This window comes from Pseudomonas defluvii, from assembly GCF_001695625.1.
GTDB classification, from domain to species: domain Bacteria; phylum Pseudomonadota; class Gammaproteobacteria; order Pseudomonadales; family Pseudomonadaceae; genus Aquipseudomonas; species Aquipseudomonas defluvii.
The window spans coordinates 16506-37406 of the sequence record NZ_MBPN01000008.1; the positions used below are offsets into that span (position 1 = coordinate 16506).

17 protein-coding genes are annotated in these 20901 nt (G+C 60.3%); 7 read left to right on the forward strand and 10 right to left on the reverse strand.

Going from position 1 to position 20901, the window contains the following annotated elements:
* Positions 1 to 70: 70 nt before the first annotated feature.
* A complete protein-coding gene (gene uvrD / locus EKA13_RS03880) occupies positions 71 to 2254 on the reverse strand; it encodes a DNA helicase II (protein WP_065758092.1) in 2184 nt (727 codons plus the stop codon).
* A gap of 236 nt (positions 2255 to 2490) precedes the next feature.
* On the opposite strand from uvrD, the gene EKA13_RS03885 reads away from it, so the two are divergent.
* Positions 2491 to 5361: an EAL domain-containing protein gene (locus EKA13_RS03885; protein ID WP_065758093.1), complete on the forward strand. Its 2871-nt coding sequence runs from the start codon at positions 2491 to 2493 to the stop codon at positions 5359 to 5361.
* Positions 5362 to 5533: 172 nt separating this feature from the next.
* Here the strand turns inward: EKA13_RS03885 and zwf are convergent, their stop codons facing one another.
* On the reverse strand, positions 5534 to 6976 hold the full coding sequence (zwf, locus tag EKA13_RS03890; RefSeq protein WP_065758162.1) for a glucose-6-phosphate dehydrogenase: 1443 nt from the start codon (positions 6974 to 6976) through the stop codon (positions 5534 to 5536).
* Positions 6977 to 7080: 104 nt separating this feature from the next.
* On the opposite strand from zwf, the gene hexR reads away from it, so the two are divergent.
* Together hexR and EKA13_RS03900 are read left to right on the forward strand one after the other, a co-directional pair.
* Positions 7081 to 7947 (forward strand): transcriptional regulator HexR, encoded by an 867-nt coding sequence (hexR, locus tag EKA13_RS03895; protein WP_065758094.1) that lies wholly within the window; start codon positions 7081 to 7083, stop codon positions 7945 to 7947.
* 119 nt (positions 7948 to 8066) lie between these two features.
* Entirely contained in the window at positions 8067 to 8285 is a 219-nt protein-coding gene (locus tag EKA13_RS03900; protein ID WP_065758095.1) for a PA3496 family putative envelope integrity protein, read from the forward strand.
* On the opposite strand, the gene EKA13_RS03905 is transcribed toward EKA13_RS03900, so the two are convergent.
* Entirely contained in the window at positions 8227 to 9174 is a 948-nt protein-coding gene (locus EKA13_RS03905; protein WP_176717392.1) for a LysR family transcriptional regulator, read from the reverse strand. The two genes, EKA13_RS03900 and EKA13_RS03905, sit on opposite strands and share 59 nt — an antisense overlap.
* A 203-nt stretch (positions 9175 to 9377) precedes the next feature.
* Here EKA13_RS03905 and EKA13_RS03910 point away from each other — a divergent pair, with 203 nt between their 5' ends.
* Both EKA13_RS03910 and oadA read left to right on the forward strand, forming a co-directional pair.
* On the forward strand, positions 9378 to 10793 hold the full coding sequence (locus tag EKA13_RS03910; protein ID WP_065758097.1) for an acetyl-CoA carboxylase biotin carboxylase subunit: 1416 nt from the start codon (positions 9378 to 9380) through the stop codon (positions 10791 to 10793).
* A 13-nt stretch (positions 10794 to 10806) separates the two neighbouring features.
* Complete coding sequence (gene oadA / locus EKA13_RS03915; protein ID WP_065758098.1) at positions 10807 to 12615, forward strand: sodium-extruding oxaloacetate decarboxylase subunit alpha; 1809 nt, start codon at positions 10807 to 10809, stop codon at positions 12613 to 12615.
* A gap of 79 nt (positions 12616 to 12694) precedes the next feature.
* Here oadA and EKA13_RS03920 read toward each other — a convergent pair whose 3' ends face one another.
* Positions 12695 to 13516, reverse strand: a complete 822-nt coding sequence (locus tag EKA13_RS03920; protein ID WP_065758099.1) for an amino acid ABC transporter permease — start codon at positions 13514 to 13516, stop codon at positions 12695 to 12697.
* Positions 13513 to 14334: an ABC transporter substrate-binding protein gene (locus EKA13_RS03925; protein ID WP_065758100.1), complete on the reverse strand. Its 822-nt coding sequence runs from the start codon at positions 14332 to 14334 to the stop codon at positions 13513 to 13515. The genes EKA13_RS03920 and EKA13_RS03925 overlap by 4 nt, the downstream gene beginning before the upstream one ends.
* Before the next feature lie 110 nt (positions 14335 to 14444).
* On the opposite strand from EKA13_RS03925, the gene EKA13_RS03930 reads away from it, so the two are divergent.
* On the forward strand, positions 14445 to 15344 hold the full coding sequence (locus tag EKA13_RS03930; RefSeq protein WP_065758101.1) for a homocysteine S-methyltransferase family protein: 900 nt from the start codon (positions 14445 to 14447) through the stop codon (positions 15342 to 15344).
* Positions 15345 to 15348: 4 nt separating this feature from the next.
* Here EKA13_RS03930 and EKA13_RS03935 read toward each other — a convergent pair whose 3' ends face one another.
* From EKA13_RS03935 to EKA13_RS03945, 3 genes are read right to left on the reverse strand one after another with little or no spacing between them, the layout of a single operon-like run.
* Positions 15349 to 16023, reverse strand: a complete 675-nt coding sequence (locus tag EKA13_RS03935) for a GNAT family N-acetyltransferase (RefSeq protein WP_065758102.1) — start codon at positions 16021 to 16023, stop codon at positions 15349 to 15351.
* Between the two features lie 16 nt (positions 16024 to 16039).
* On the reverse strand, positions 16040 to 16486 hold the full coding sequence (locus EKA13_RS03940; protein WP_065758103.1) for a GNAT family N-acetyltransferase: 447 nt from the start codon (positions 16484 to 16486) through the stop codon (positions 16040 to 16042).
* Positions 16487 to 16497: 11 nt separating this feature from the next.
* A complete protein-coding gene (locus EKA13_RS03945; RefSeq protein WP_065758104.1) occupies positions 16498 to 17127 on the reverse strand; it encodes an FMN-binding negative transcriptional regulator in 630 nt (209 codons plus the stop codon).
* A gap of 90 nt (positions 17128 to 17217) precedes the next feature.
* Here EKA13_RS03945 and pdxR point away from each other — a divergent pair, with 90 nt between their 5' ends.
* The gene (gene pdxR, locus EKA13_RS03950; RefSeq protein WP_065758105.1) at positions 17218 to 18747 is read left to right on the forward strand and encodes a MocR-like pyridoxine biosynthesis transcription factor PdxR; all 1530 of its coding nucleotides are present in this window, start codon (positions 17218 to 17220) and stop codon (positions 18745 to 18747) included.
* On the opposite strand, the gene EKA13_RS03955 is transcribed toward pdxR, so the two are convergent.
* Entirely contained in the window at positions 18748 to 19848 is a 1101-nt protein-coding gene (locus tag EKA13_RS03955) for a polyamine ABC transporter substrate-binding protein (protein WP_065758106.1), read from the reverse strand. It lies immediately after the preceding gene.
* Positions 19845 to 20891 carry a histone deacetylase family protein gene (locus tag EKA13_RS03960; RefSeq protein ID WP_065758107.1) on the reverse strand — a complete coding sequence of 349 codons (1047 nt, stop codon included), beginning with the start codon at positions 20889 to 20891 and terminating at the stop codon, positions 19845 to 19847. Before EKA13_RS03960 ends, EKA13_RS03955 begins: the two co-directional genes overlap by 4 nt.
* Between the last annotated feature and the right edge of the window lie 10 nt (positions 20892 to 20901).

Here is a 20901-nt window from a genome sequence, read left to right on the forward strand (position 1 = left end):
CAATGGCTCAGAACGTTCATGAGGAAAAGAAGCCCGAGCCCATTGCGTTACCTTTGTCCAGAAACGCGACTTAGATGGCTTCCAGCTTGGCATAACCCAGCATCAGCCACTTGCTGCCTTCGGCGAAGTTGACTTGCACGCGTGCCTGCGCGCCGGAGCCTTCAAAGTTCAGGATCACGCCTTCGCCAAACACTGCATGCTGTACCCGCTGGCCGAGGTTGAAGGCGGTTTGCGGGATGTTAGCGCTACCGAACAGGCTGCTCGAATTCTGCTTCTGGCCAGAGCCGAACGGGCGGCTGACGCTGTTGGACAAACGCACTTCCTGAATCAGCCCGGCCGGAATTTCACGTACGAAACGTGACACCTTGTTGTAGGTCTCGCTGCCGTACAGGCGGCGGGTTTCGGCGTAGGTCATGACCAGTTGCTGCATGGCCCGGGTAATGCCGACATAGGCCAGGCGGCGTTCCTCTTCGAGGCGCCCTGGCTCCTCCAGGCTCATCTTGTGCGGGAACAGGCCTTCTTCCATGCCCACCAGGAACACGTAAGGGAACTCCAGGCCCTTGGCGCTGTGCAGGGTCATCAACTGGATGCTGTCTTCATGCTCATCGGCCTGGGCCTCACCGGCTTCCAGCGAGGCATGGCCGAGGAATGCCGAGAGCGGCGAGAGGTCTTCGTCGTCTTCACTGGTTTCAAAGTTGCGCGCTGCGCTGACCAGTTCCTCAAGGTTTTCTACCCGTGCCTGGCCTTTCTCACCTTTCTCTTCCTGGTGATAGACGATCAGCCCTGATTGCTCGATCACTGTCTGGGTCATCAGGTGCAGCGGCATTTCCAGCACCTTCGCCGCCAGGTTTTCGATCAGTTCGATAAAGGCGCTCAGCGCGCTGGCTGCACGGCCCTTGAGGCCCTTGTTGGCGAGCAGCAGGGCCACGGCCTCCCACATCGAGACCTGGGCATGGCGGGCATGCTCGCGAATGGCTTCGACGGTTTTCTCACCGATGCCACGCGGCGGCACATTAATGACCCGCTCCAGTGCCGCGTCGTTGCCACGGCCCTCCAGCAGGCGCAAATAGGCCATGGCGTTCTTGATCTCGGCGCGCTCGAAGAAGCGTTGCCCCCCGTAGATTCGATAGGGGATGCGTTCGCGCAGCAGGGCCTCTTCGAGCACCCGCGACTGGGCGTTGGAGCGGTAAAGGATGGCGATATCGCTACGCGCCGCACCGGTCTTGATCACGCTTTCGATGGTTTCCACCACGTAGCGCGCTTCGTCGTGTTCGTTGAAGGCGGCGTAAAGGCTCAGTGGTTCGCCGTCGCCACCGTCGGTCCACAGCTCTTTGCCCAGGCGCCCGCTGTTGTTGGCGATCAGGGCGTTGGCGGCTTTGAGGATGCCGGCGGTGGAGCGGTAGTTCTGCTCCAGGCGGATCAACTCGGCGTCGGGGAAGTCGCTGGTGTACTGATGAATGTTCTCGATCTTGGCACCGCGCCAGCCATAAATGGACTGATCGTCGTCGCCGACCACCATCAAGCTGTCGCCACCCTTGGCCAGTAGCCGCAGCCAGGCATATTGCACGGCGTTGGTATCCTGGAATTCATCCACCAGCAAGTGGCGGAAGCGGCGCTGGTAATGCTCCAGCAGGCCGGGATGGTCGCGCCAGAGGTCCAGGGCGCGCAGCAGCAGTTCGGAGAAGTCGATGACGCCAGCGCGCTGGCAGGCGGCCTCATAGGCTTCATAAATGCTGCGCATGGTGCCCAGGAACAGGTCGCCGCTGGCTTGAATATGCTGTGGGCGCAGGCCTTCGTCTTTCTGGCCATTGATGAACCATTGCGCCTGGCGTGCAGGCCAGCGCTGTTCGTCCAGGCCCAACTCGCGGATTACGCGCTTGACCAGGCGCTGTTGATCGTCGCTGTCGAGAATCTGGAAATTCTGGTTCAGCCCGGCTTCTTGCCAGTGCGCCCGCAACAGGCGATGGGCCAGGCCGTGGAAGGTGCCCACCCACATGCCTGCCGGGTTGATACCCATCAGTTGCTCGATACGCTGGCGCATCTCGGCGGCAGCCTTGTTGGTGAAGGTCACCGACAGGATCGAGTGCGGTGAGGCCTGCTCGACCTGGATCAACCAGGCGATACGGTGCACCAGCACACGGGTTTTGCCGGAGCCGGCACCGGCCAGGACCAACTGACGGCCAACCGGGGCCGCTACGGCCTGACGTTGGGCATCGTTGAGGGAGTTCAACAGGAGAGAGAGATCATCGCGCATCCGGCCATTCTAGGGGGCAGGGGAGTCAGGGGCAAACCTGGCGTGGAAAATCCGTCGGGGTGACGATCCGCTGGTCATGGCGTGCAGGCTTTGGCCCGCGTGCTTGAGCGGTCGCCATGGTTATGGCGCGTGCATCAGGTTGGTGAATATTTATAACGCAGAGCAGTTTGGTAGTGGTCGATGCTTGTGTATGCTCCGTGCCACGTTTAAGGCTCACCATTACAAGAATACTGCCTATGACCTTCGGTTCAGGCTCTGCGAGCGTCCCTCAGGAAGCACGTCGGAGCATTCGAAAGCAATTTGCCACGCAACTGGCCGTCGAGCGCACCCGCTTGTTGTATCAGGGGTCACTGCTGCCAACGTTGTTCATGCTGCTCAATGGCCTGGTATGCGCCTGGTTGCTGTGGAGCCCGCCACGCTATTTTCAGATCAGTATCTGGATGGTCTGGCTGATGGCCCTGGTTGCCTTGCGAGTGATCCAGGTCGCGGCATTCGACGCGGCCATGCCAGAACGTCAGGCGCAACCGACCTGGTGGCGAATGTTCCTCCTGGGTTCGGCTTTCAGTGGCCTGACCCTGGCCAGCGCAGCGATCGCCCTGGTGCCTACGGATAATTTCGTACAGCAAGCCTGGGTCTTTGGCCTGCTTGGCGCGGCGACACTTTCGGCCAGCATTGCCTACGCTGTCAGCTTGCCCGCCTTCCTCAGCTTCACCTTGCCATGTTTGTTGCCGCCGATCCTCTACCTGTTCTGGAGTGGTGCCGACGAGCACCTGGGTTGGGGCTGGTTGGGCCTCATCCTGCTGGGGGCCTTGTTAGTGGTTGCCTGGCAGGTCAATCGCCTGATTGAGAACGGGTTGCTGCGCCGCTTTCAGAATCAGGCGCTGATTGAACACCTGCAGGCTGCACAGCATCGCAGTGAACAGCTCAACCAGGCCTTGGCCAGTGAAGTCGAGCGGCGACGGCTGATCGAAGACCAGTTGCGTCAGGCCCAGGTCGGCCTGGAGTCGCGGGTTGCGCAGCGCAGCCAGCAACTGGACGCCGCCAATCAGGCGTTGAGCAAGAGCGAACAACGTCTGGCGCTGGCGCTGGACGCCAGTGAGCTGGGTTTATGGGACTGGAACCTGCAGAGCGATGAGGTTCACCACACCCAGCTTCGCGAGTTGTTTGGCCTTGATCCAGAGCAGGTCAAGGCGATGCTGGCTCACCTCAAGCCGCGCTTGCACCCCGACGACCTGCCGTCGCTCAAGCGCACGCTGGTCGAGCATTTGAAGGGGCGCACCGAGGATTACCGTATCGAGTACCGGGTTCGTCACAGCCAGGGCCATTGGTGCTGGATCGAGGACCGTGGCCGGGCTGTCGAGCGCGATGCCGACGGGCGCGTTGTGCGTATGCTGGGGACGCGGCGCGACATCAGCGCAAGCAAGGCTCAGGAAGAGCAGCAACGCTTGGCGGCCACAGTGTTCGAGGCTGCCAGCGAAGGTATTGCGATTCTCGACCCGGATTACGTGCTGCTGGCCGTCAATCAGGCATTCTGTCGGATTACCGGCTACGACCGAGAAGAGTTGCTGGCGCGCAACGTGCTGGAGTTGCCCTGCAGCCGCGACGCGCGGCGGCACCTGTCGGCGATTGACCAGGCTCTGGAGCAGCAGGGCGGGTGGCAGGGCGAGCTGGTTGAGGCGCGCAAGAGCGGTGAGCTCTATCCCCAGTGGCTGCAACTCAATGGTGTGCGGGATGCACAGGGCAACATCAGCAGTATTGTTGGCTTCTTCAGTGATCTCTCCGCGCGGCGCGAGTCGGAAGAGCGTTTGCGCTACCTTGCGCATTACGACGAGCTCACGGGGCTGGCCAACCGTGCGCTGTTCCGATTGCGTTTGCATGAAGCCGGGCAGCGCTTACCTTTGAGCGGTCGTAGCCTGGCCTTGCTGCATATCGACCTCGATCGCTTCAAGCTGTTGAACGAGAGCCTTGGGCATGAGATTGCAGATCAACTGCTGACCCAGATGGCGCGGCGTATCAGCAATGCGTTGCCTGAGGCCGATACCGTTGCGCGGCTTTCCGGGGACGAGTTTGCCGTGCTGTTTGATGGGTACACCAACCTGTCGAGCCTGGTGCGGGTTACGACACGCCTGCTCGACAAGTTGCGTGCACCGTTGCGGGTTGCGGGTCATGAGTTGGTGATCAGTGCATCGGTCGGTATCAGCCTGCTCTCCGACACCACTCGGGAGGTCAGTATGCTGGTCAGCCAAGCGAACATGGCGATGCAGCACGCCAAGCACCTGGGGGGCGACAACTTCCAGTTCTACACCGAAAGCCTGCAGGCCAGCACGTTGGAGCGTCTGCAACTGGAGAATCAGTTGCGCAGGGCGATTGAAGAACGCCAGCTGGAGGTCTACTACCAACCAAAACTGTGCCTGGCCACAGGGCGTCTGACAGCAGCCGAAGCCTTAGTGCGCTGGCATCATCCGCAATGGGGCATGGTACCGCCGAGCGAGTTTATCGGGTTGGCCGAGGAAACCGGGCTGATCGCGCCGATGGGTGAGTTCGTCTTGCGTCAGGCGTGTTGGCAAGCCTGCGAATGGCAGCGTCAGGGCTTGGCACCGATACGTGTCTCGGTAAACCTTTCGGTTCATCAGTTACGTCAGGGCAAGTTGGTCAGCCTGGTGCGTCAAGTGCTTGATGAGAGCGGGCTGGAACCTCATCTGCTGGAGCTGGAACTGACCGAAAGCCAGTTGCTTGACAGTGTCGAGCACATCATTGCGACGTTCCGTCAGTTGCATGAGTTGGGGGTGAAGCTGGCCATCGACGATTTTGGAACGGGTTACTCGTCCCTGAGTTACCTCAAGCGATTCCCGGTGGACTACGTCAAAATCGATCAAACCTTTGTTCGCGGCCTGACCGAAGGCAGTCAGGATGCAGCGATCACCCGAGCAATCATCGTCATGGCCCATAGCCTGGCGCTCAAGGTGGTGGCCGAGGGTGTTGAAACGCAGGAGCAGTTGGCTTTTCTACGTGAGCAGGGCTGCGATGAGGTACAGGGCTATCTGATCAGCCGGCCGGTGGCGGCGTCCAATCTGATGAGTTTGCTGTCGATGCCGCCTGTGTGGTGATGCAGTCGCGTGGCTGAATACCCTGCAAACAAAAAACCTGCCTGGCATTGCGGGTACCAGGCAGGCAAGGGGAGAAGCGTTCGCGCCCAGCCAAGCGCTGGTGTTCAGTATCGGATCAAACGAATCACTATCGGTATTACATAGTAGTCGCTCATTGGCGCGTGTCATGTGCTCAGTTGTGCCATTCCCGGCCTTGATGGGCCAGCAGGCTATGTGCCTGGTCGGGGCCGTTGGTACCAGCGTGGTAGGGCCTGGGGGCCTGGAAGTATTCCTGCCAGCCGTTGAGGATCGGGTCAATCCAGGCCCAGGCGGCCTCGACTTCGTCACGGCGCATGAACAAGGTTGAATCGCCCTCCAGCACATCCAGCAGCAGCCGTTCGTAGGCTTCCCAGCGACGTGTCTGGCCGAACACCTGGGCCAGGTTCAGGTTCAGTTCCACAGGCTCCAGGCGCATGCCTTTGCCTGGGCTTTTGGTCATCATCTGCAGGCTGATGCGTTCGTCCGGCTGCAGCTGAATCAGCAACTGATTGGTCTGTGCGCCCTCGAACAGTTGGTGCGGTACCGGTTTGAACTGAATGACAATCTGCGATGACTTCTTCGCCATCCGTTTACCGGTACGCAGGTAGAACGGTACGCCGGCCCAGCGCCAGTTGTTGATATAGGCTTCAACGGCGACGAAGGTCTCGGTATCGCTGTCGTTGTCGACATCTTTCTCGAAGTAATACGCCGGTACTTCCTGCCCGCCGATCTTGCCCGCGCTGTACTGGCCGCGCACGGTCCGATCCTGGACATCCTGGCCGGTGATCGGCTTGAGGGCCCTGAGGATCTTTACCTTTTCATCGCGCACGGCTTCGGCGTTGAATTGAGCCGGTGGCTCCATGGCTACCAGGCAAAGCAGTTGCAGCAGATGGTTCTGCAGCATGTCGCGTGTCGCGCCAGCGCGGTCGTAGTAGGCCCCGCGGTTTTCGACGCCCAGGGTTTCGCACACACTGATCTGCACATGGTCGATCTGATTACTGCGCCATACCGGTTCCAGCAGGGCGTTGGCAAAACGCAGGGCCATGAGGTTCTGTACGGTCTCCTTGCCCAGGTAATGGTCGATCCGGAACACCTGCGACTCGTCGAGCACGGCGCCAATGGCACTGTTGATTGCCGTTGCCGATTCCAGCGAGTGGCCGATAGGCTTTTCCAGTACGACCCGCGCGTCGCTGTCAGCCAGCCCGGCAATCTGCATATGGCTGATGATCGGCACGAACAGGTCGGGGGCCGTGGCCAGGTAGTAGATCCGCGTCAGCCCGCCTGGTTCGCCGAGGAAGCGTGCCAGACGGCCGAAGTCGGCGCTCTGCGAGGCGTCCATGGGAAAGTAGTCGAGACGCGCGGAGAAGCGCTTCCAGACCTCTTCATCGAAGTCATGGCGGGCAATCTGGGCCCGGCAGCGGCGCTCGGCGAGCAGCCGATAGTCGCTGCGCGGCAGATTTTTTCGAGCCAGCGCAACGATACGCACTTCAGGGTGCAGGCGTGCTTCGCGATACAGGTGGTAGAGCGCCGGAAGCAGCTTGTGCAGGGCCAGGTCACCGGTGCCGCCGAATACCATGATGTCGCAAGGGATAGTCAATACCACCACTCTCCTAGATCGTTTAGCTGGGCGGGTCGCCGGTCATGTAGTATAACTACAAGAAAGCTACAACCCGGTCAGTCGATCATAACCGAGTCCTGCCCTTGAATCTGTTGCAACACATCGCCCAGTCGCGCCATCTGCTACGTAAGTCGGAGCTCAAGGTTGCCGACCACGTGCTGCTCGACCCAGCAGCCGTCATGCATAGCTCCATGGCCGACCTTGCCCACAGCGTCGGCATCAGCGAGCCGACCATCGTGCGCTTTTGCCGCGCCATTGGTTGCTCCGGGTTCCAGGACCTCAAGCTCAAGCTTGCCCAGAGCCTGGCGGCCGGGGCCAGTTTTGGCCAGTTTGCGATCCATGAGGACGATTCGGTTGCCGACTACAGCCTGAAGATCTTCGACACCACCCTGCACACCCTGATGGAAGTGCGTGAGCACCTCGATGCCCAAGCGCTGCAGCGTGCCGTGACCGCCATGGCCCAGGCCCAGCGCGTCGAGTTCTACGGATTTGGCGCCTCCGGCGCAGTGGCTGCCGATGCGCAGCACAAGTTTTTCCGTCTGCTGCTCAGCGCTGCTGCCTATTCCGACCCGCACATGCAGGCGATGTCGGCGGTCACCCTGAAACCGGGTGACGTGGCCATCTGCATTTCCCAGTCCGGGCGCTCCAAGGACCTGCTGATTACCGCCAACCTGGTGCGCGAGAGCGGGGCAACCCTGATTACCCTGTGCCCGAGCCAGACCCCGTTGGCTGAGCTGTCGAGTGTCAACCTGGCCATCGACGTTCATGAAGACACCGAGATCTATACCCCGTTGACCTCGCGGATCGCCCACCTGGTGGTGATCGACGTGCTGGCAATGGGCGTTGCCATGGCCCGTGGCCCGAGCCTGGTCAACCACCTCAAGAGCGTCAAACGCAGCTTGCGCAGCCTGCGCCTGTCGCCCAAGTCGATCAAGGCCCTGGACGACTGACCGCCGCCGACTGTCCCTGTACGGTCGGCAAGGTTCATGGTTTTGTCATCGCCGCGCCGCCAAATCGTCACCGCCATTGCGCACCCTGAAACTCCCGTACTTGACCAGGGAGATTCGCAATGGCTCGTGAATTTGATCGTCCGTACCCGTCCAACGCCAAGGCCCGCAAGCAGCAGGAAAAGGATCAGCGCCGCATGGAGTATCGCCGTGCGATTGAAAGCTATTCCGAGCAGCGCCGCCTGTTGCAGGAAATTGCTGACTACCCCGAATTACAGGCCGTCAACCTCTGGCAGGTATCGGCGGCAGAGTCCCCGAGAAACGCTCAACAAGTGCGCTGATTTGCGCGCGTTCGCTGCGGATGTATGCAAGAAAGGCCAGGGCTACCGGCGACTGCCGCTTGGCCTTGGCCTGTACCACGCACCAGCTTCGGTACAGCGGTAGCTCTTCCACGGGCAGTTCGCGCAACACGCCGGTGGCCAGTTCCAGGTTCAGCGCATGACGCGTCAGCAGTGCGATCCCGAGCCCGGCAATGACGCACTCGCGTTGAGCGTCGGCAGACGCCACCTCCAGTGTCTGGGAGAAGTGTACGCGTTTGTCTTTGAAGTACTCTTCGCAGGCTTTGCGCGTGCCTGAGCCTTGCTCGCGAACCAGCAGCGTGTGGGGCTCCAGGTCTTGCAGGCGCAGGCGTTCGAGCTTGCAGAGCGGGTGGTCAGGTGGCGCCACGGCAACGATCGGGTTGTTCAGGAAGGGCATGAATTCCAGGCCCATGTCCTGCGGCACCATGGACATGATGATCAGGTCATCACGGTTGTCCGAGAGGCGCCGAATCGCCTGGGCGCGGTTGACCACGGTAAGGGTCAGGTTGACCTCGGGATGAAGCTTCTTGAAGGCGGCAAACAGGTGCGGCACGAAGTACTTGGCGCTGGACTCCACCGCCAGTTTCAGTTGCCCCTGCAGAGAGCCTTGCATGTCCGAGAGCTGCATGTCGAAGCTCTCCAGGCGGCCGAAGATGTCTCGGCTGGCGCGCTGCAAAGCCTCAGCGGCTTCGGTGAGGTAGAGCTTCTTGCCCACGTACTCAAACAGCGGCTGGCCGACCAGTTCTTCGAGTTGGCGGATCTGTAGACTAACGGCGGGTTGCGTCAGCGACATCTCTTCGGCGGCTCGGCTGTAGGAGCGCAGATCGCAGACTTCGTTGAAGACTTTCAACTGCCGTAATGTCATACGCATCAATGACTTACGCATCTCTCATCCGGCTCCGGACAAACCTTGTTACGGCACTATAAGCTTTTGCTAATGCAAGGCCTAATAAATATTGATTTTTGTTTATTAAGCGACGGCGCTAGGGTACTTATGCGACTGGCCAGCAACGTATGGTCACGCGCCGACCGGTCTCGCCGGTTCGTCTGTTCCAATGGCTTGGGAATATTCCAGTGATAAAAAAAATCCTGATCGCCAACCGGGGTGAGATCGCAGTACGGATTGTCCGTGCTTGCGCCGAAATGGGCATTCGCTCGGTGGCGATCTATTCCGATGCCGACCGTCATGCACTGCACGTCAAGCGTGCAGACGAGGCTCACAGTATTGGTGCCGAACCCCTGGCCGGTTACCTGAACCCGCGCAAGCTGGTGAACCTGGCGGTAGAGACCGGCTGCGATGCCCTGCATCCTGGCTATGGTTTCCTGTCAGAGAACGCAGAACTTGCAGACATCTGCGCTGAACGTGGGATCAAGTTCATTGGCCCTGCGGCAGAAGTCATTCGCCGGATGGGCGACAAGACCGAAGCGCGACGCAGCATGATCAAGGCCGGCGTACCCGTGACCCCGGGCACCGAAGGCAACGTCGCGGACATACACGAGGCGCTGCGCGAAGGTGATCGCATTGGCTACCCGGTCATGCTCAAGGCCACCTCGGGTGGCGGTGGTCGTGGTATTCGCCGCTGCAACAGCCGTGAAGAATTGGAACAGGCGTTCCCGCGGGTGATTTCCGAAGCGACCAAGGCCTTTGGTTCGGCGGAAGTCTTCCTCGAAAAATGCATCGTCAACCCGAAACACATTGAGGCGCAAATCCTCGGTGACAGCTTCGGTAATGTGGTGCACCTGTTCGAGCGCGATTGCTCGATTCAGCGCCGCAACCAGAAGCTGATCGAAATCGCCCCCAGCCCTCAGCTGACCCCGGAACAGCGCGCCTACATCGGCGACCTGTCGGTACGTGCGGCCAAGGCGGTCGGTTATGAAAACGCCGGTACCGTGGAGTTCCTGCTCGCCGATGGCGAGGTGTACTTCATGGAGATGAACACCCGGGTGCAGGTGGAACACACCATCACCGAGGAAATCACCGGCATCGACATCGTACGTGAGCAGATTCGCATTGCTTCGGGCCTGCCGCTCTCGATCAAGCAGGAAGACATCCAGCACCGCGGCTTTGCCCTGCAGTTCCGGATTAACGCCGAAGACCCGAAGAACAACTTCCTGCCCAGCTTTGGCAAGATCACCCGTTACTACGCGCCCGGTGGTCCTGGCGTGCGTACCGACACGGCGATCTACACCGGCTACACCATCCCGCCGTTCTACGATTCGATGTGCTTGAAACTGGTGGTTTGGGCCCTGACCTGGGAAGAAGCCATGGACCGCGGCCTGCGGGCGCTGGATGACATGCGCGTGCAAGGGGTAAAGACCACCGCCGCTTATTACCAGGAAATCCTGCGCAATCCGGAATTCCGCAGTGGCCAGTTCAATACCAGCTTCGTGGAAAGCCATCCGGAACTGACCAACTACTCGATCAAGCGCAAACCCGAAGAGCTGGCCCTGGCCATCGCTGCTGCCATTGCCGCCCACGCAGGCCTGTGAGGAATACGAAAAAATGTCCAAGAAAATTCATGTAACCGACACGATCCTGCGTGACGCCCACCAGTCCCTGCTGGCAACCCGCATGCGCACCGAAGACATGCTGCCCATCTGCGACAAGCTCGACAAAGTCGGCTACTGGTCGCTGGAAGTCTGGGGTGGCGCGACGTTTGACGCCTGCGTACGTTTCCTCAAGGAAGACCCGTGGGAGCGTCTGCGCAAGTTGCGTGCGGCACTGCCGAACACCCGCCTGCAAATGCTTCTGCGCGGGCAGAACCTGCTCGGCTACCGGCACTACAGCGATGACGTGGTCAAGGCGTTCGTGGCCAAGGCAGCTGTCAACGGCATCGACGTCTTCCGCATCTTTGACGCCATGAACGACGTGCGCAACCTGCGCGTTGCCATTGAAGCGGTCAAGGCCTCCGGCAAGCACGCCCAGGGCACCATTGCCTACACCACCAGCCCGGTACACACCATCGACGCATTCGTGGCCCAGGCCAAGCAGATGGAAGCCATGGGCTGCGACTCGATCGCGATCAAGGACATGGCCGGCCTGCTGACCCCGTATGCCACCGGTGAGCTGGTCAAGGCATTGAAGGCCGAGCAGTCGCTGCCGGTGTTCATCCACTCCCACGACACCGCTGGTTTGGCCGCGATGTGCCAACTCAAGGCCATCGAAAACGGTGCCGACCATATCGACACCGCGATCTCCAGCTTCGCCTGGGGCACCAGCCACCCGGGTACCGAGTCGATGGTTGCCGCGCTCAAGGGCAGCGAATTCGACACCGGCCTGGACCTGGAGCTGCTGCAGGAAATCGGCCTGTACTTCTACGCCGTGCGCAAGAAGTATCACCAGTTTGAAAGCGAGTTCACCGCCGTTGACACCCGTGTGCAGGTCAACCAGGTACCAGGCGGGATGATTTCCAACCTGGCCAACCAGCTCAAGGAGCAGGGCGCGCTGCATCGCATGAACGAAGTGCTGGCCGAAATTCCTCGGGTGCGTGAAGACCTCGGCTTCCCACCGCTGGTTACGCCGACCTCGCAGATCGTCGGTACCCAGGCGTTCTTCAACGTCCTCGCGGGCGAGCGCTACAAGACCATCACCAACGAAGTGAAGCTGTACCTGCAAGGTGGTTATGGCAAGGCGCCGGGCGTGGTCAACGACCAACTGCGTCGTCAGGCGATTGGCAGCGAAGAAGTAATCGACGTGCGTCCGGCTGACCTGCTCAAGCCAGAGATGGCCAAGCTGCGTTCGGACATCGGCAACCTGGCCAAGTCTGAAGAAGATGTACTGACTTTCGCCATGTTCCCGGACATTGGCCGCAAGTTCCTCGAAGAGCGCGATGCCGGCACCCTGACCCCTGAAGTGCTGCTGCCGATTCCGGAAGCCGGTGCCGTGGGCTCGGCCGGTGGTGAAGGCGTCCCGACTGAGTTCGTCATTGATGTTCACGGTGAGACCTACCGCGTCGATATCACCGGTGTTGGCGTCAAGTCCGAAGGCAAGCGTCACTTCTACCTGTCCATCGACGGCATGCCGGAAGAAGTGGTGTTCGAGCCGCTCAACGAGTTCGTCGGCGGTAGCGGCAGCAAGCGCAAGCAGGCCAGCGAGCCAGGGCATGTCAGCACCACCATGCCGGGCAACATCGTCGATGTGCTGGTCAAGGAAGGCGACACGGTGAAAGCCGGCCAGGCCGTGCTGATCACCGAAGCGATGAAGATGGAGACCGAAGTGCAGTCGGCCATCGCCGGTAAAGTTGTCGCTATCCACGTCGCCAAGGGCGACCGGGTCAACCCGGGCGAGATCCTGATCGAGATCGAGGGCTGAAACAGCCCTCGGTAGTAAACGGTTAACCTCTGGGGGGCATATGCCCCCCTTTTTTTATGCGCGATTTGGCGATGCGGCGTCAGTGCCGATAGCCTTTGCCGTAGTGCCGTTCCAGGCGCACCTGGAGCAACTCCAGGGCAAACGACAGCAGCCAGTAGATGGCGGCTGCAGTGGTCAGCATTTCCAGGTAGCGGTAGCTGGAGCGGCCATAGGACTGCGCCAGAAACATCACTTCCCAGACCCCCATCACCGAAATCAGCGACGAATCCTTGAGCATGGAAATGAACTGGTTGGCGCTTGGCGGAATGATCGTACGCATGGCCTGGGGCAGGGTGATGTGCCAGAAAATTGCCCGTGGGCGCATCCCCAGGGCCATGGCCGCCTGCCGCTGGCCGGGCGCCACGCCAATGATACCGGCTCGGAAAATTTCACTCAGGTAGGCACCGTAGTTCAACGACAAGGCAATGATCCCGGCGCTGATCGCACCAGGTACAACGCCAATTTGCGGCAGGCCCAGGTAGATCAAGAGGATCTGGATCAGCAGCGGCGTGCCGCGAAAGAACGAGGTGTAGAAGCTGGCGATGCCCAAGGCGACAGCGCTGTTCGACAGGCGCGCCAGCGCCGCAGCGAAACCCAGTATCACCGAGCTGAGCATCGAGCACAGGCAAAGGAACAGGGTCAGTGCTGCGCCTTGCAGGAAACCATTCGGTGCCAGGTGCAGCCCGAGCAGGTTAGGCAGCTTGTCGAGGATGATCGAAAACTTCAGGTCGAAGCTCAGAAAGAACCCGACGAACATCACGAACAACGCTGCCCACGTCAGGTAAAGGCGCGTGCGAAAACCGAACAGGCGCTGGCCCAGCGTGCGCGTAGCCTGGCTGGGCGGTGGCTGATAGGCACTCATTTACTGATATCGGCGCCGATCCACTTCTGCGACAGGCGGCTCAGGGTGCCGTCCTGTTTCAGCTCGGCGAACACTTGCTGAACCTTGGCATTCCAGGCCGCATCACCTTTCTCGATGGCCACCGAGTTAGGTTCTTCATACAGCGCCTGGCCGGCCAGTTTGAAGCGCGCATCCTGATTCAGGCGCGGCTGGGCGGTGACCAGGTTGGTGAGGATCGCATCGAGGCGCACGCCGGCACCCAGGCCCAGATCCTGAAAGGCCACGTTGTCGGTGTCATAGGGGGCGATCTGGACGTTCTCGAACGGGTAGTCCAGCGCCTTGTCTTCCGCGCCTTCAATGACGAGGTTCTTGTTCAGGTAGCTTTCGTAGCTGGAGGCGCTGGTCAGGCCGACTTTCAGGCCGCTGAGGTCTTTAGCGCCGTGAATACGGTCATCCTTGGCGTTGACCACGATGACGGCAGGCGAAGCGTAGTACTCCACCGGGAAGTCGAAGACCTGGGCGCGAGCCTTGCTCGGCGTCATCGAGCAGATGCAGATATCGTATCGACCGCTCCAGCGACCGGCGGCGATCACGTCCCAGGATGGGGTTTCCAGGCGCAGTTTGACACCGAGTTTTTCGGCTACGGCCTTCGCCACATCGACATCGAAGCCGTCCAGCTGGTTCTGCTCGTTGAGGAAAGAGAATGGCGGGTAGCTTTCCATCAGCACGCCGACCAGTTCCTTGCGTTCTTCCACGCGTTGCAGCGTTGCCCCCGCCAGGGCTTGGGTGGTCACACTCAGTGCCAGCAGGCTGGCGCCCAACAAGGTGGAAAAACGCATGGAAAATCACCTGAAAAAAGAGTTGTTAAATTGAATGTCCGGCGTATTAAATAGTTATAAAAAAAACTCTACTAGTAAGTTTTATTTATATTCATAGAAGTGGACGTTATATGGGTGAAAGTGCGGTGGTGATTCTCGATGGTGGCATGGGCCGTGAGCTGCAGCGCCGTGGCGCGCCCTTTCGGCAACCGGAATGGTCGGCGCTGGCCTTGAGTGAGGCCCCGGAGGCTGTGGTGGCCGTGCACGCGGCCTACATCGAAAGCGGGGCGCGGGTCATTACCAGCAACAGCTATGCCGTGGTGCCATTCCACATCGGCGAGGCCCGCTTTGCCGCTGAAGGGCGGGCCTTGGCCTCGACCGCCGGGCAACTGGCCCGCGCTGCTGCGGACGCCAGTGGTCAGCCGGTACGGGTTGCCGGTTCATTGCCACCCCTGTTCGGCTCGTACCGTCCCGACCTGTTCGATGCCGCTCGGGTCAGCGAAGTCCTGACGCCGTTGGTTGAAGGTCTGGCTGAGCATGTCGACCTGTGGTTGGCCGAGACCCAGAGCTCCATCGTCGAAGCGCGGGCCATTCGTACCGGCCTGCCCAACGATGGCAAGCCGTTCTGGCTGTCCTTCACCCTGCAGGACGACGATGTCGATGACCTGCCGCGTTTGCGCTCTGGTGAGCCCGTCAGTGAGGCCGCCGAAGTGGCCGCACAGCTGGGTGTGCAGACCTTGCTGTTCAACTGCAGCCAGCCGGAAGTCATCGGCGCGGCTATCGATGCCGCACGCGAAACCTTCGAGCGGTTGGGTGTACAGATTGCCATCGGCGCCTACGCCAATGCGTTCCCGCCGCAACCCAAGGACGCTACCGCCAACGATGGGCTGGACGAGCTACGCGAAGACCTTGATCCGCCGGGCTACCTGCACTGGGCCGAAAATTGGCGTCAGCGCGGTGCAAGCCACCTGGGTGGTTGCTGTGGCATTGGCCCGGAGCACATAGCCGTCCTGGCGCAACGCCTGCGCTGATCCTTCAGGCGGATTCGCGACACGCCTCCAGCGTTCTGAGCTGACCGTCAGGGCGCTGGTTTTCTGCCGCGAGCCAGCGCTCGAAACCGGCAGCGATGGCAGGCCATTCATCGTCGGTGATCGAGTACCAGGCCGTATCGCGGTTCTGCCCCTTGATCACCATATGCTTGCGAAACAGCCCTTCATAGTGGAAGCCGAAGCGTTCAGCCGCCCGTTTGGAACGGCTATTGGCGTCGTTGCACTTCCATTCCAGGCGGCGGTTTCCCAGCTCAAAGGCCAGCTTGCCCAGCAGGTAGATGGCTTCGCTACCTTTCGGCGTGCGCTGCATGGCGGCGCCGAAGGCGACATGGCCAATCTCGATACGACCGTGTGCTGGCACTATCGACATCAGGCTGAGAATGCCCTGGGCCTGGCCGTTGTGCAGGTCAATGACGGTGTAGAACAACGGGTCACTGGTGGCGGCATTACTGTCGAGCCAGTGGTCGAACGCTTCACGCTCCTCGAAAGGGCCGTAGGGCAGGTAGCTCCATAGCGCAGCGTCAGCATCGGGGCCATTGAACACTTCCCAGAGGTCGTCACGGTGCTGGCGCGGGTTGAGTTTCTCCAGGCGGATGAAACGCCCGGTCAACGGGGTGGCGGGTGGCAGTTTGGCGGGGTGCCAGTTCAGCAGAGTGTTCATGGGACGGCTCCTCGAATTACAACAGTTTGCGGAACTGAATGAAGCCCGGACGTTCGGCCAACTGCTCGTAGAGAGCGATGGCGGTGGTGTTGGTCTCGTGGGTCAGCCAGTGGACCTTGGCGCATCCCGCAGCGCTGGCAGTCGCGTAGACGAACTCGATCAACTGCCGACCAATGCCCAGGCCACGGTGCTCCTGAGTGACCAGCAGGTCTTGCAGGTAGCATGAGTTTTCCGTGGTCCAACAGGAACGATGATAGATCCAATGAACCATGCCCACGGCCTTGCCGTCGACCCAGGCCAGGGCTGCATTAATGGGTTCGGCGGGGTCGAGCATGCGTTGCCAGGTCACTGCGCTGACCTGCTCATCAATCTGGGTTTCGTAGAAACGCTGGTAGGCCTGCCACAGGGGCAGCCAGGCGCTATGGTCGTCGGCTTCGACCGGGCGGATCTGTACGGTGGGCATTTCAGGCTCCTTCAGGGTTGGCGCATCAGGGCGGCCAATTGGTTGTCCAGTGGGTCTGGGCTTTCGCTCAGGCCTTTGCGTACGCCTTCAATGTCGGCGCTGTTGCGGTTCTGGCTGGTCTTGCGTTTGCCTTGCAAGCGCTCAATCGGCAGGGCGAAGCCGACAATCGCTTTGAGCATGCCGTTGATATAGTCGACGGGCGCGTCGTCGATCGACCAGGGCTGTGGGCGGCCACGCTCATGGCGCTCACTGAGGCTGTCGAGCAATGAGTGCAAGCGTTGCGGGTCGTCAAACACCTCGGCGCAGCCGTAGGCATGCACCGCCAGGTAATTCCAGGTGGGTACGGCTTTACCGTCCACGGCTTTGCTTGGGTAGAAGGTTGGGCTGACATAGGCGTCGGCTCCCGCGAAGATCAGCAGCGCTTCGCTGCCAGTGGCCAAGTCCTGCCACTGGGGGTTGGCTTTGGCCAGATGCCCGTAGAGTGTGCCGTTAGGGCCTTCGTCGCGTTTCAATAGCAACGGCAGGTGGCTCGCCTGCAAGCCCTGCTGGCCGTGTGTGACAAGAACGGCAAGGCGGGTCTGTTCGATTTGCTGGTGCAGGCTGTCGAGATCGGTGTCCCGGAACGCACTGGGTATATACATGGCGATAGTCCTTGGCGAATGCAGCCATCCTAGGCAGGCTATTGGCCTATGGTAAGAGCCATTCACTATCGATTTTATAGGTCCAATACCGTGCGCGAGCAGCCCCTGTCATTGCCCTTTGATCCAACGGGTATCGTACTTGATCGGCGTCTGGGGTTGAGTCGCCAGTTGTATCAAGTCTTGCGTGCCAGAGTGCTGGATGGGCGACTGGGCAGCGGTACACGTTTGCCGGCCAGTCGCGACCTGGCCAAGGCATTGGCGCTGTCGCGCAACAGTGTGGTGCGTGCCTATGACCAGCTTTACGCCGAAGGTTTTATTGAAAGCCGGGTAGGGGACGGCACCTATGTTGCTCAGTTGCCAAAACTATCCACAAATATATCCACAGGGTTATCCCGGGGTTTTTCCACAGCCTTATCCACAAAATCGCCAGAAAGCACTGAGCATCTAACCAGTAAAGTTATCCACACCGGGTCTTTGAGTCGGCTTGAAAAGCATCATTTGCCAGCACCGAAAAGCGGGCCACCGAGGGCATTCCGAGTCGGTGCACCCGCTTTCGATCTATTCCCCTTCGAGACGTGGGCCAAGCTACAAGCGGGTTTCTGGCGTAAGCCCGATCCGGCCTTGCTCGGTTACGGTGATCCAGCAGGCGAGCCGATTTTGCGCGAACTGATTGCGACCTACCTGCGTCGTTCGCGGGGGCTTTCCTGCAGCGCTGAACAAATTGTGATCACCAGTGGCGCACAGCAGGCGATCAGCCTTTGTGCACAGTTGTTGCTGGAGCCTGGCGATGGGGTGGCTGTGGAAAACCCTGGGTACCGGGCTGCCGGGCATGCGTTCGCGCTTGCCGGGGCGCGGGTGTTCGGTGTCGCGGTAGATAACGAAGGGATGGATTGCGCAGCCTTGTCGGCACTGCCCCAGTGCCGCCTGAGCTACGTGACGCCTTCACACCAGTACCCTACGGGCGTCACCATGAGCCTGGCCCGGCGTCTGGAGCTGCTGGCCTGGGCTGAACGCAGCGATGGCTGGATTGTCGAGGACGATTATGACGGCGAATACCGCTACAGCGGTGCGCCCCTGGCGCCCTTGGCAGCCTTGGACCCACATGGCCGTGTGCTGTATGTCGGTACTTTCGGCAAGATCGCCTTTCCGGCCCTGCGCATGGGTTATCTGGTCGTGCCGCCGCCATTGGTCGAGGCATTTTCCCGCTGTCGGGCACTGGCGGTGCGGCATTCGGAAATCGGTAATCAGGTGGTGATGGCGCAGTTCATGGCACAAGGGCATTTTCAGCGGCATATCCGTCGTATGCGCCGGGCTGCGTTGAGTCGGCGCAATGTGCTCAAGGCGGGGTGGCCTGTGGATATCCCCGGCTGTGGGGCAATGCCTGAGGTGGCGGCGGGCCTGCATGTCAAAGTCGATGTGGACAACCTGGCACGTGAGCGTGAACTGATCGCCCGCGCGGAGGCCGTCGGGGTTGAACTGAATCCACTGAGCGATTACTGGCTGGAGGACTCAAGCACCCCTGTGGATAAACGCGCCGGCCTGGTACTGGGCTTTGCTGCGGTGCCTGAAGCCGCGATCGCCGATGCCTTGGCACGCCTGCGGCGTGCCTGGCGTCGCTGATCAGGTGCCGGACTTGATCTTGGTCCAGGCCCGGGTACGTGCCCGTTCCGCATCGCGAGGCAGTGGCTTCAGTGCATAAAGTTTCGCCATGGCCTCTTCGGTCGGGTACAGGTTCGGGTTGTTACGGATGGCTGGATTGACCCGTTCTGTAGCGTCCTTGTTTGGGTTCGGGTAGCCGACGAAGTCGCTGATCGGTACAACGACCTCTGGTTGCAACAAGTAGTTGATGAAAGCGTGCGCATCTTCGGGGTTGGCCGCACCTTTGGGGATGGCCAGCATGTCGAACCAGATCGGTGCGCCTTCCTTCGGCAAGCGCATGTCCACGATTACACCGTTCTTCGCTTCCCTGGCGCGGTTGGCTGCCTGAGAGAAGCTACCCGAGTAGCCGACGGCTACGCAGATGTCTCCATTGGCGATATCGGCCATGTATTTAGAAGAATGGAAGTAGGTAATGTATGGACGAATCTTCAGCATCAGATCCTCGGCTTTCTTGTAGTCGGCCGGCGCGCTACTGTTCGGTTCCAGTCCCAGGTATTGCAGCGCCAGTGGAAGGATCTCTGACGGTGAATCAAGCAGCGCGACACCACACTGCTTGAGTTTGGCGATGTTCTCTTCTTTGAAGATCAAGTCCCAGCTGTCCACCGGGGCGTTGTCGCCGAGCACTGCCTTGACCTTGGCCGGATTGAAACCGATTAGCACGGTGCCGTACATATAGGGCACGGCGAATTGGTTGCCGGGGTCGTTGGCCTCGATCAATTTCATCAGTTTTGGGTCCAGATGCTCCCAATTCGGCAACTTGCTGCGATCCAGCGGTTGGAACACCCCTGCTTCGATCTGCTTGGCCAGGAACACGTTGGACGGTACCACCACGTCGTAACCGGAGTTACCGGTCAGCAGTTTGGCCTCCAACGCTTCGTTGGTGTCGAAAATGTCGTAGATCAGCTTGCTCTCGGTTGTCTTGCGGAAGCCGTCCAAGGTTTGCGGGGTGATGTAGTCGAACCAGTTGTACACCCGTAGCGTGCGTTGCTCGGCGGCTTGAAGGCTGCTGGCGAGTAGTGTGCTGCAGAGCAGTGGGGTGAGTAGGCGTTTGAGTCGAATCATGGGTGTACCTCCTGTAGAGCGCGTTCGAAACCTTCCAGCACGTTCACCGCGTTGATACCGATTTCCGCTACGGCATACCCGCCCTCCATGACGAACAGCGTCGGTATGCCCAAGCGCGCGATGCGCTCGCCCATGCGCAAGTAATCGGGGCTGTCCAGCTTGAACTGCGAGATCGGATCGTCCTTGAAGGTGTCGACGCCCAATGAAATCACCAGCACCTGCGCAGCATGGGCCTCGATCCGCTGGCAGGCCATTTCCAGTGCTGCGCTCCAGGTCGCCCAGTCGCTCCCGGCTGGCAGCGGGTAGTTGACGTTATAGCCAACACCTTCGCCGTCGCCCTCCTCGTCGGCATAGCCGAGGAAGAAGGGGAACTCTGCCTGTGGATGGCCGTGGATCGAAGCAAAGAACACGTCGCTGCGCGAGTAGAAGATTTCCTGAGTGCCGTTGCCGTGGTGGTAGTCCACGTCAAGGATCGCCACGCGCTCATGGCCCTGGTCCAAGAACGCCTGAGCGGCAATCGCAGCGTTGTTCAGGTAGCAGTAACCGCCCATTACATCGCTCGCTGCGTGGTGTCCTGGCGGTCGGCATAGGGCAAAGGCACTGTGCGCGCCGGCCTGGATAGCCGCTTGCGCAGTCAGGGCAACCTGAGCTGCACTGTAGGCAGCCTGCCAGGTGCCTGCAGTGATCGGTGCGCCGGCGTCAAAGCTGTAATAGCCCAACTCGCCCAAAAGGCCGCGTGGTTTGACCTGTCGCAATGTGCGAGCGGGCCAGGTGAAAGGCAGCAGGTCTCCCGTATGACCCATATCGCTCCAACGCTGCCAGGCATGCTCAAAAAAGGCGAGATAGTCGGGTGTATGCACCCGTAGTATCGGTTCTCGGCCGAAGTCTTGTGGTGCCTGTACTGGGCCTATTTCGCGTACTTTTATGCGCTCCAGCACATGATCAGCGCGTGAAGGCATTTCAAAGCAGGGCATCAGTTGCCCGTCGATCAGCTCGCAGCGGCCGTGGTGGAGGCGGTGGTCATCAGAATAGATCGTCAGCATTTATTGTTCT

Excerpts from the sequence above, each read along its gene's own strand:
- EKA13_RS03955 (WP_065758106.1), bottom strand. The coding sequence starts at position 19,848 with ATGATTCGACTCAAACGCCTACTCACCCCACTGCTCTGCAGCACACTA.
- EKA13_RS03925 (WP_065758100.1), bottom strand. The coding sequence starts at position 14,334 with ATGCGTTTTTCCACCTTGTTGGGCGCCAGCCTGCTGGCACTGAGTGTG.
- EKA13_RS03920 (WP_065758099.1), bottom strand. The coding sequence starts at position 13,516 with ATGAGTGCCTATCAGCCACCGCCCAGCCAGGCTACGCGCACGCTGGGC.
- EKA13_RS03935 (WP_065758102.1), bottom strand. The coding sequence starts at position 16,023 with ATGAACACTCTGCTGAACTGGCACCCCGCCAAACTGCCACCCGCCACC.
- EKA13_RS03900 (WP_065758095.1), top strand. The coding sequence starts at position 8,067 with ATGGCTCGTGAATTTGATCGTCCGTACCCGTCCAACGCCAAGGCCCGC.
- EKA13_RS03905 (WP_176717392.1), bottom strand. The coding sequence starts at position 9,174 with ATGCGTATGACATTACGGCAGTTGAAAGTCTTCAACGAAGTCTGCGAT.
- uvrD (WP_065758092.1), bottom strand. The coding sequence starts at position 2,254 with ATGCGCGATGATCTCTCTCTCCTGTTGAACTCCCTCAACGATGCCCAA.
- EKA13_RS03940 (WP_065758103.1), bottom strand. The coding sequence starts at position 16,486 with ATGCCCACCGTACAGATCCGCCCGGTCGAAGCCGACGACCATAGCGCC.
- EKA13_RS03945 (WP_065758104.1), bottom strand. The coding sequence starts at position 17,127 with ATGTATATACCCAGTGCGTTCCGGGACACCGATCTCGACAGCCTGCAC.
- EKA13_RS03930 (WP_065758101.1), top strand. The coding sequence starts at position 14,445 with ATGGGTGAAAGTGCGGTGGTGATTCTCGATGGTGGCATGGGCCGTGAG.
- EKA13_RS03885 (WP_065758093.1), top strand. The coding sequence starts at position 2,491 with ATGACCTTCGGTTCAGGCTCTGCGAGCGTCCCTCAGGAAGCACGTCGG.
- oadA (WP_065758098.1), top strand. The coding sequence starts at position 10,807 with ATGTCCAAGAAAATTCATGTAACCGACACGATCCTGCGTGACGCCCAC.
- EKA13_RS03960 (WP_065758107.1), bottom strand. The coding sequence starts at position 20,891 with ATGCTGACGATCTATTCTGATGACCACCGCCTCCACCACGGCCGCTGC.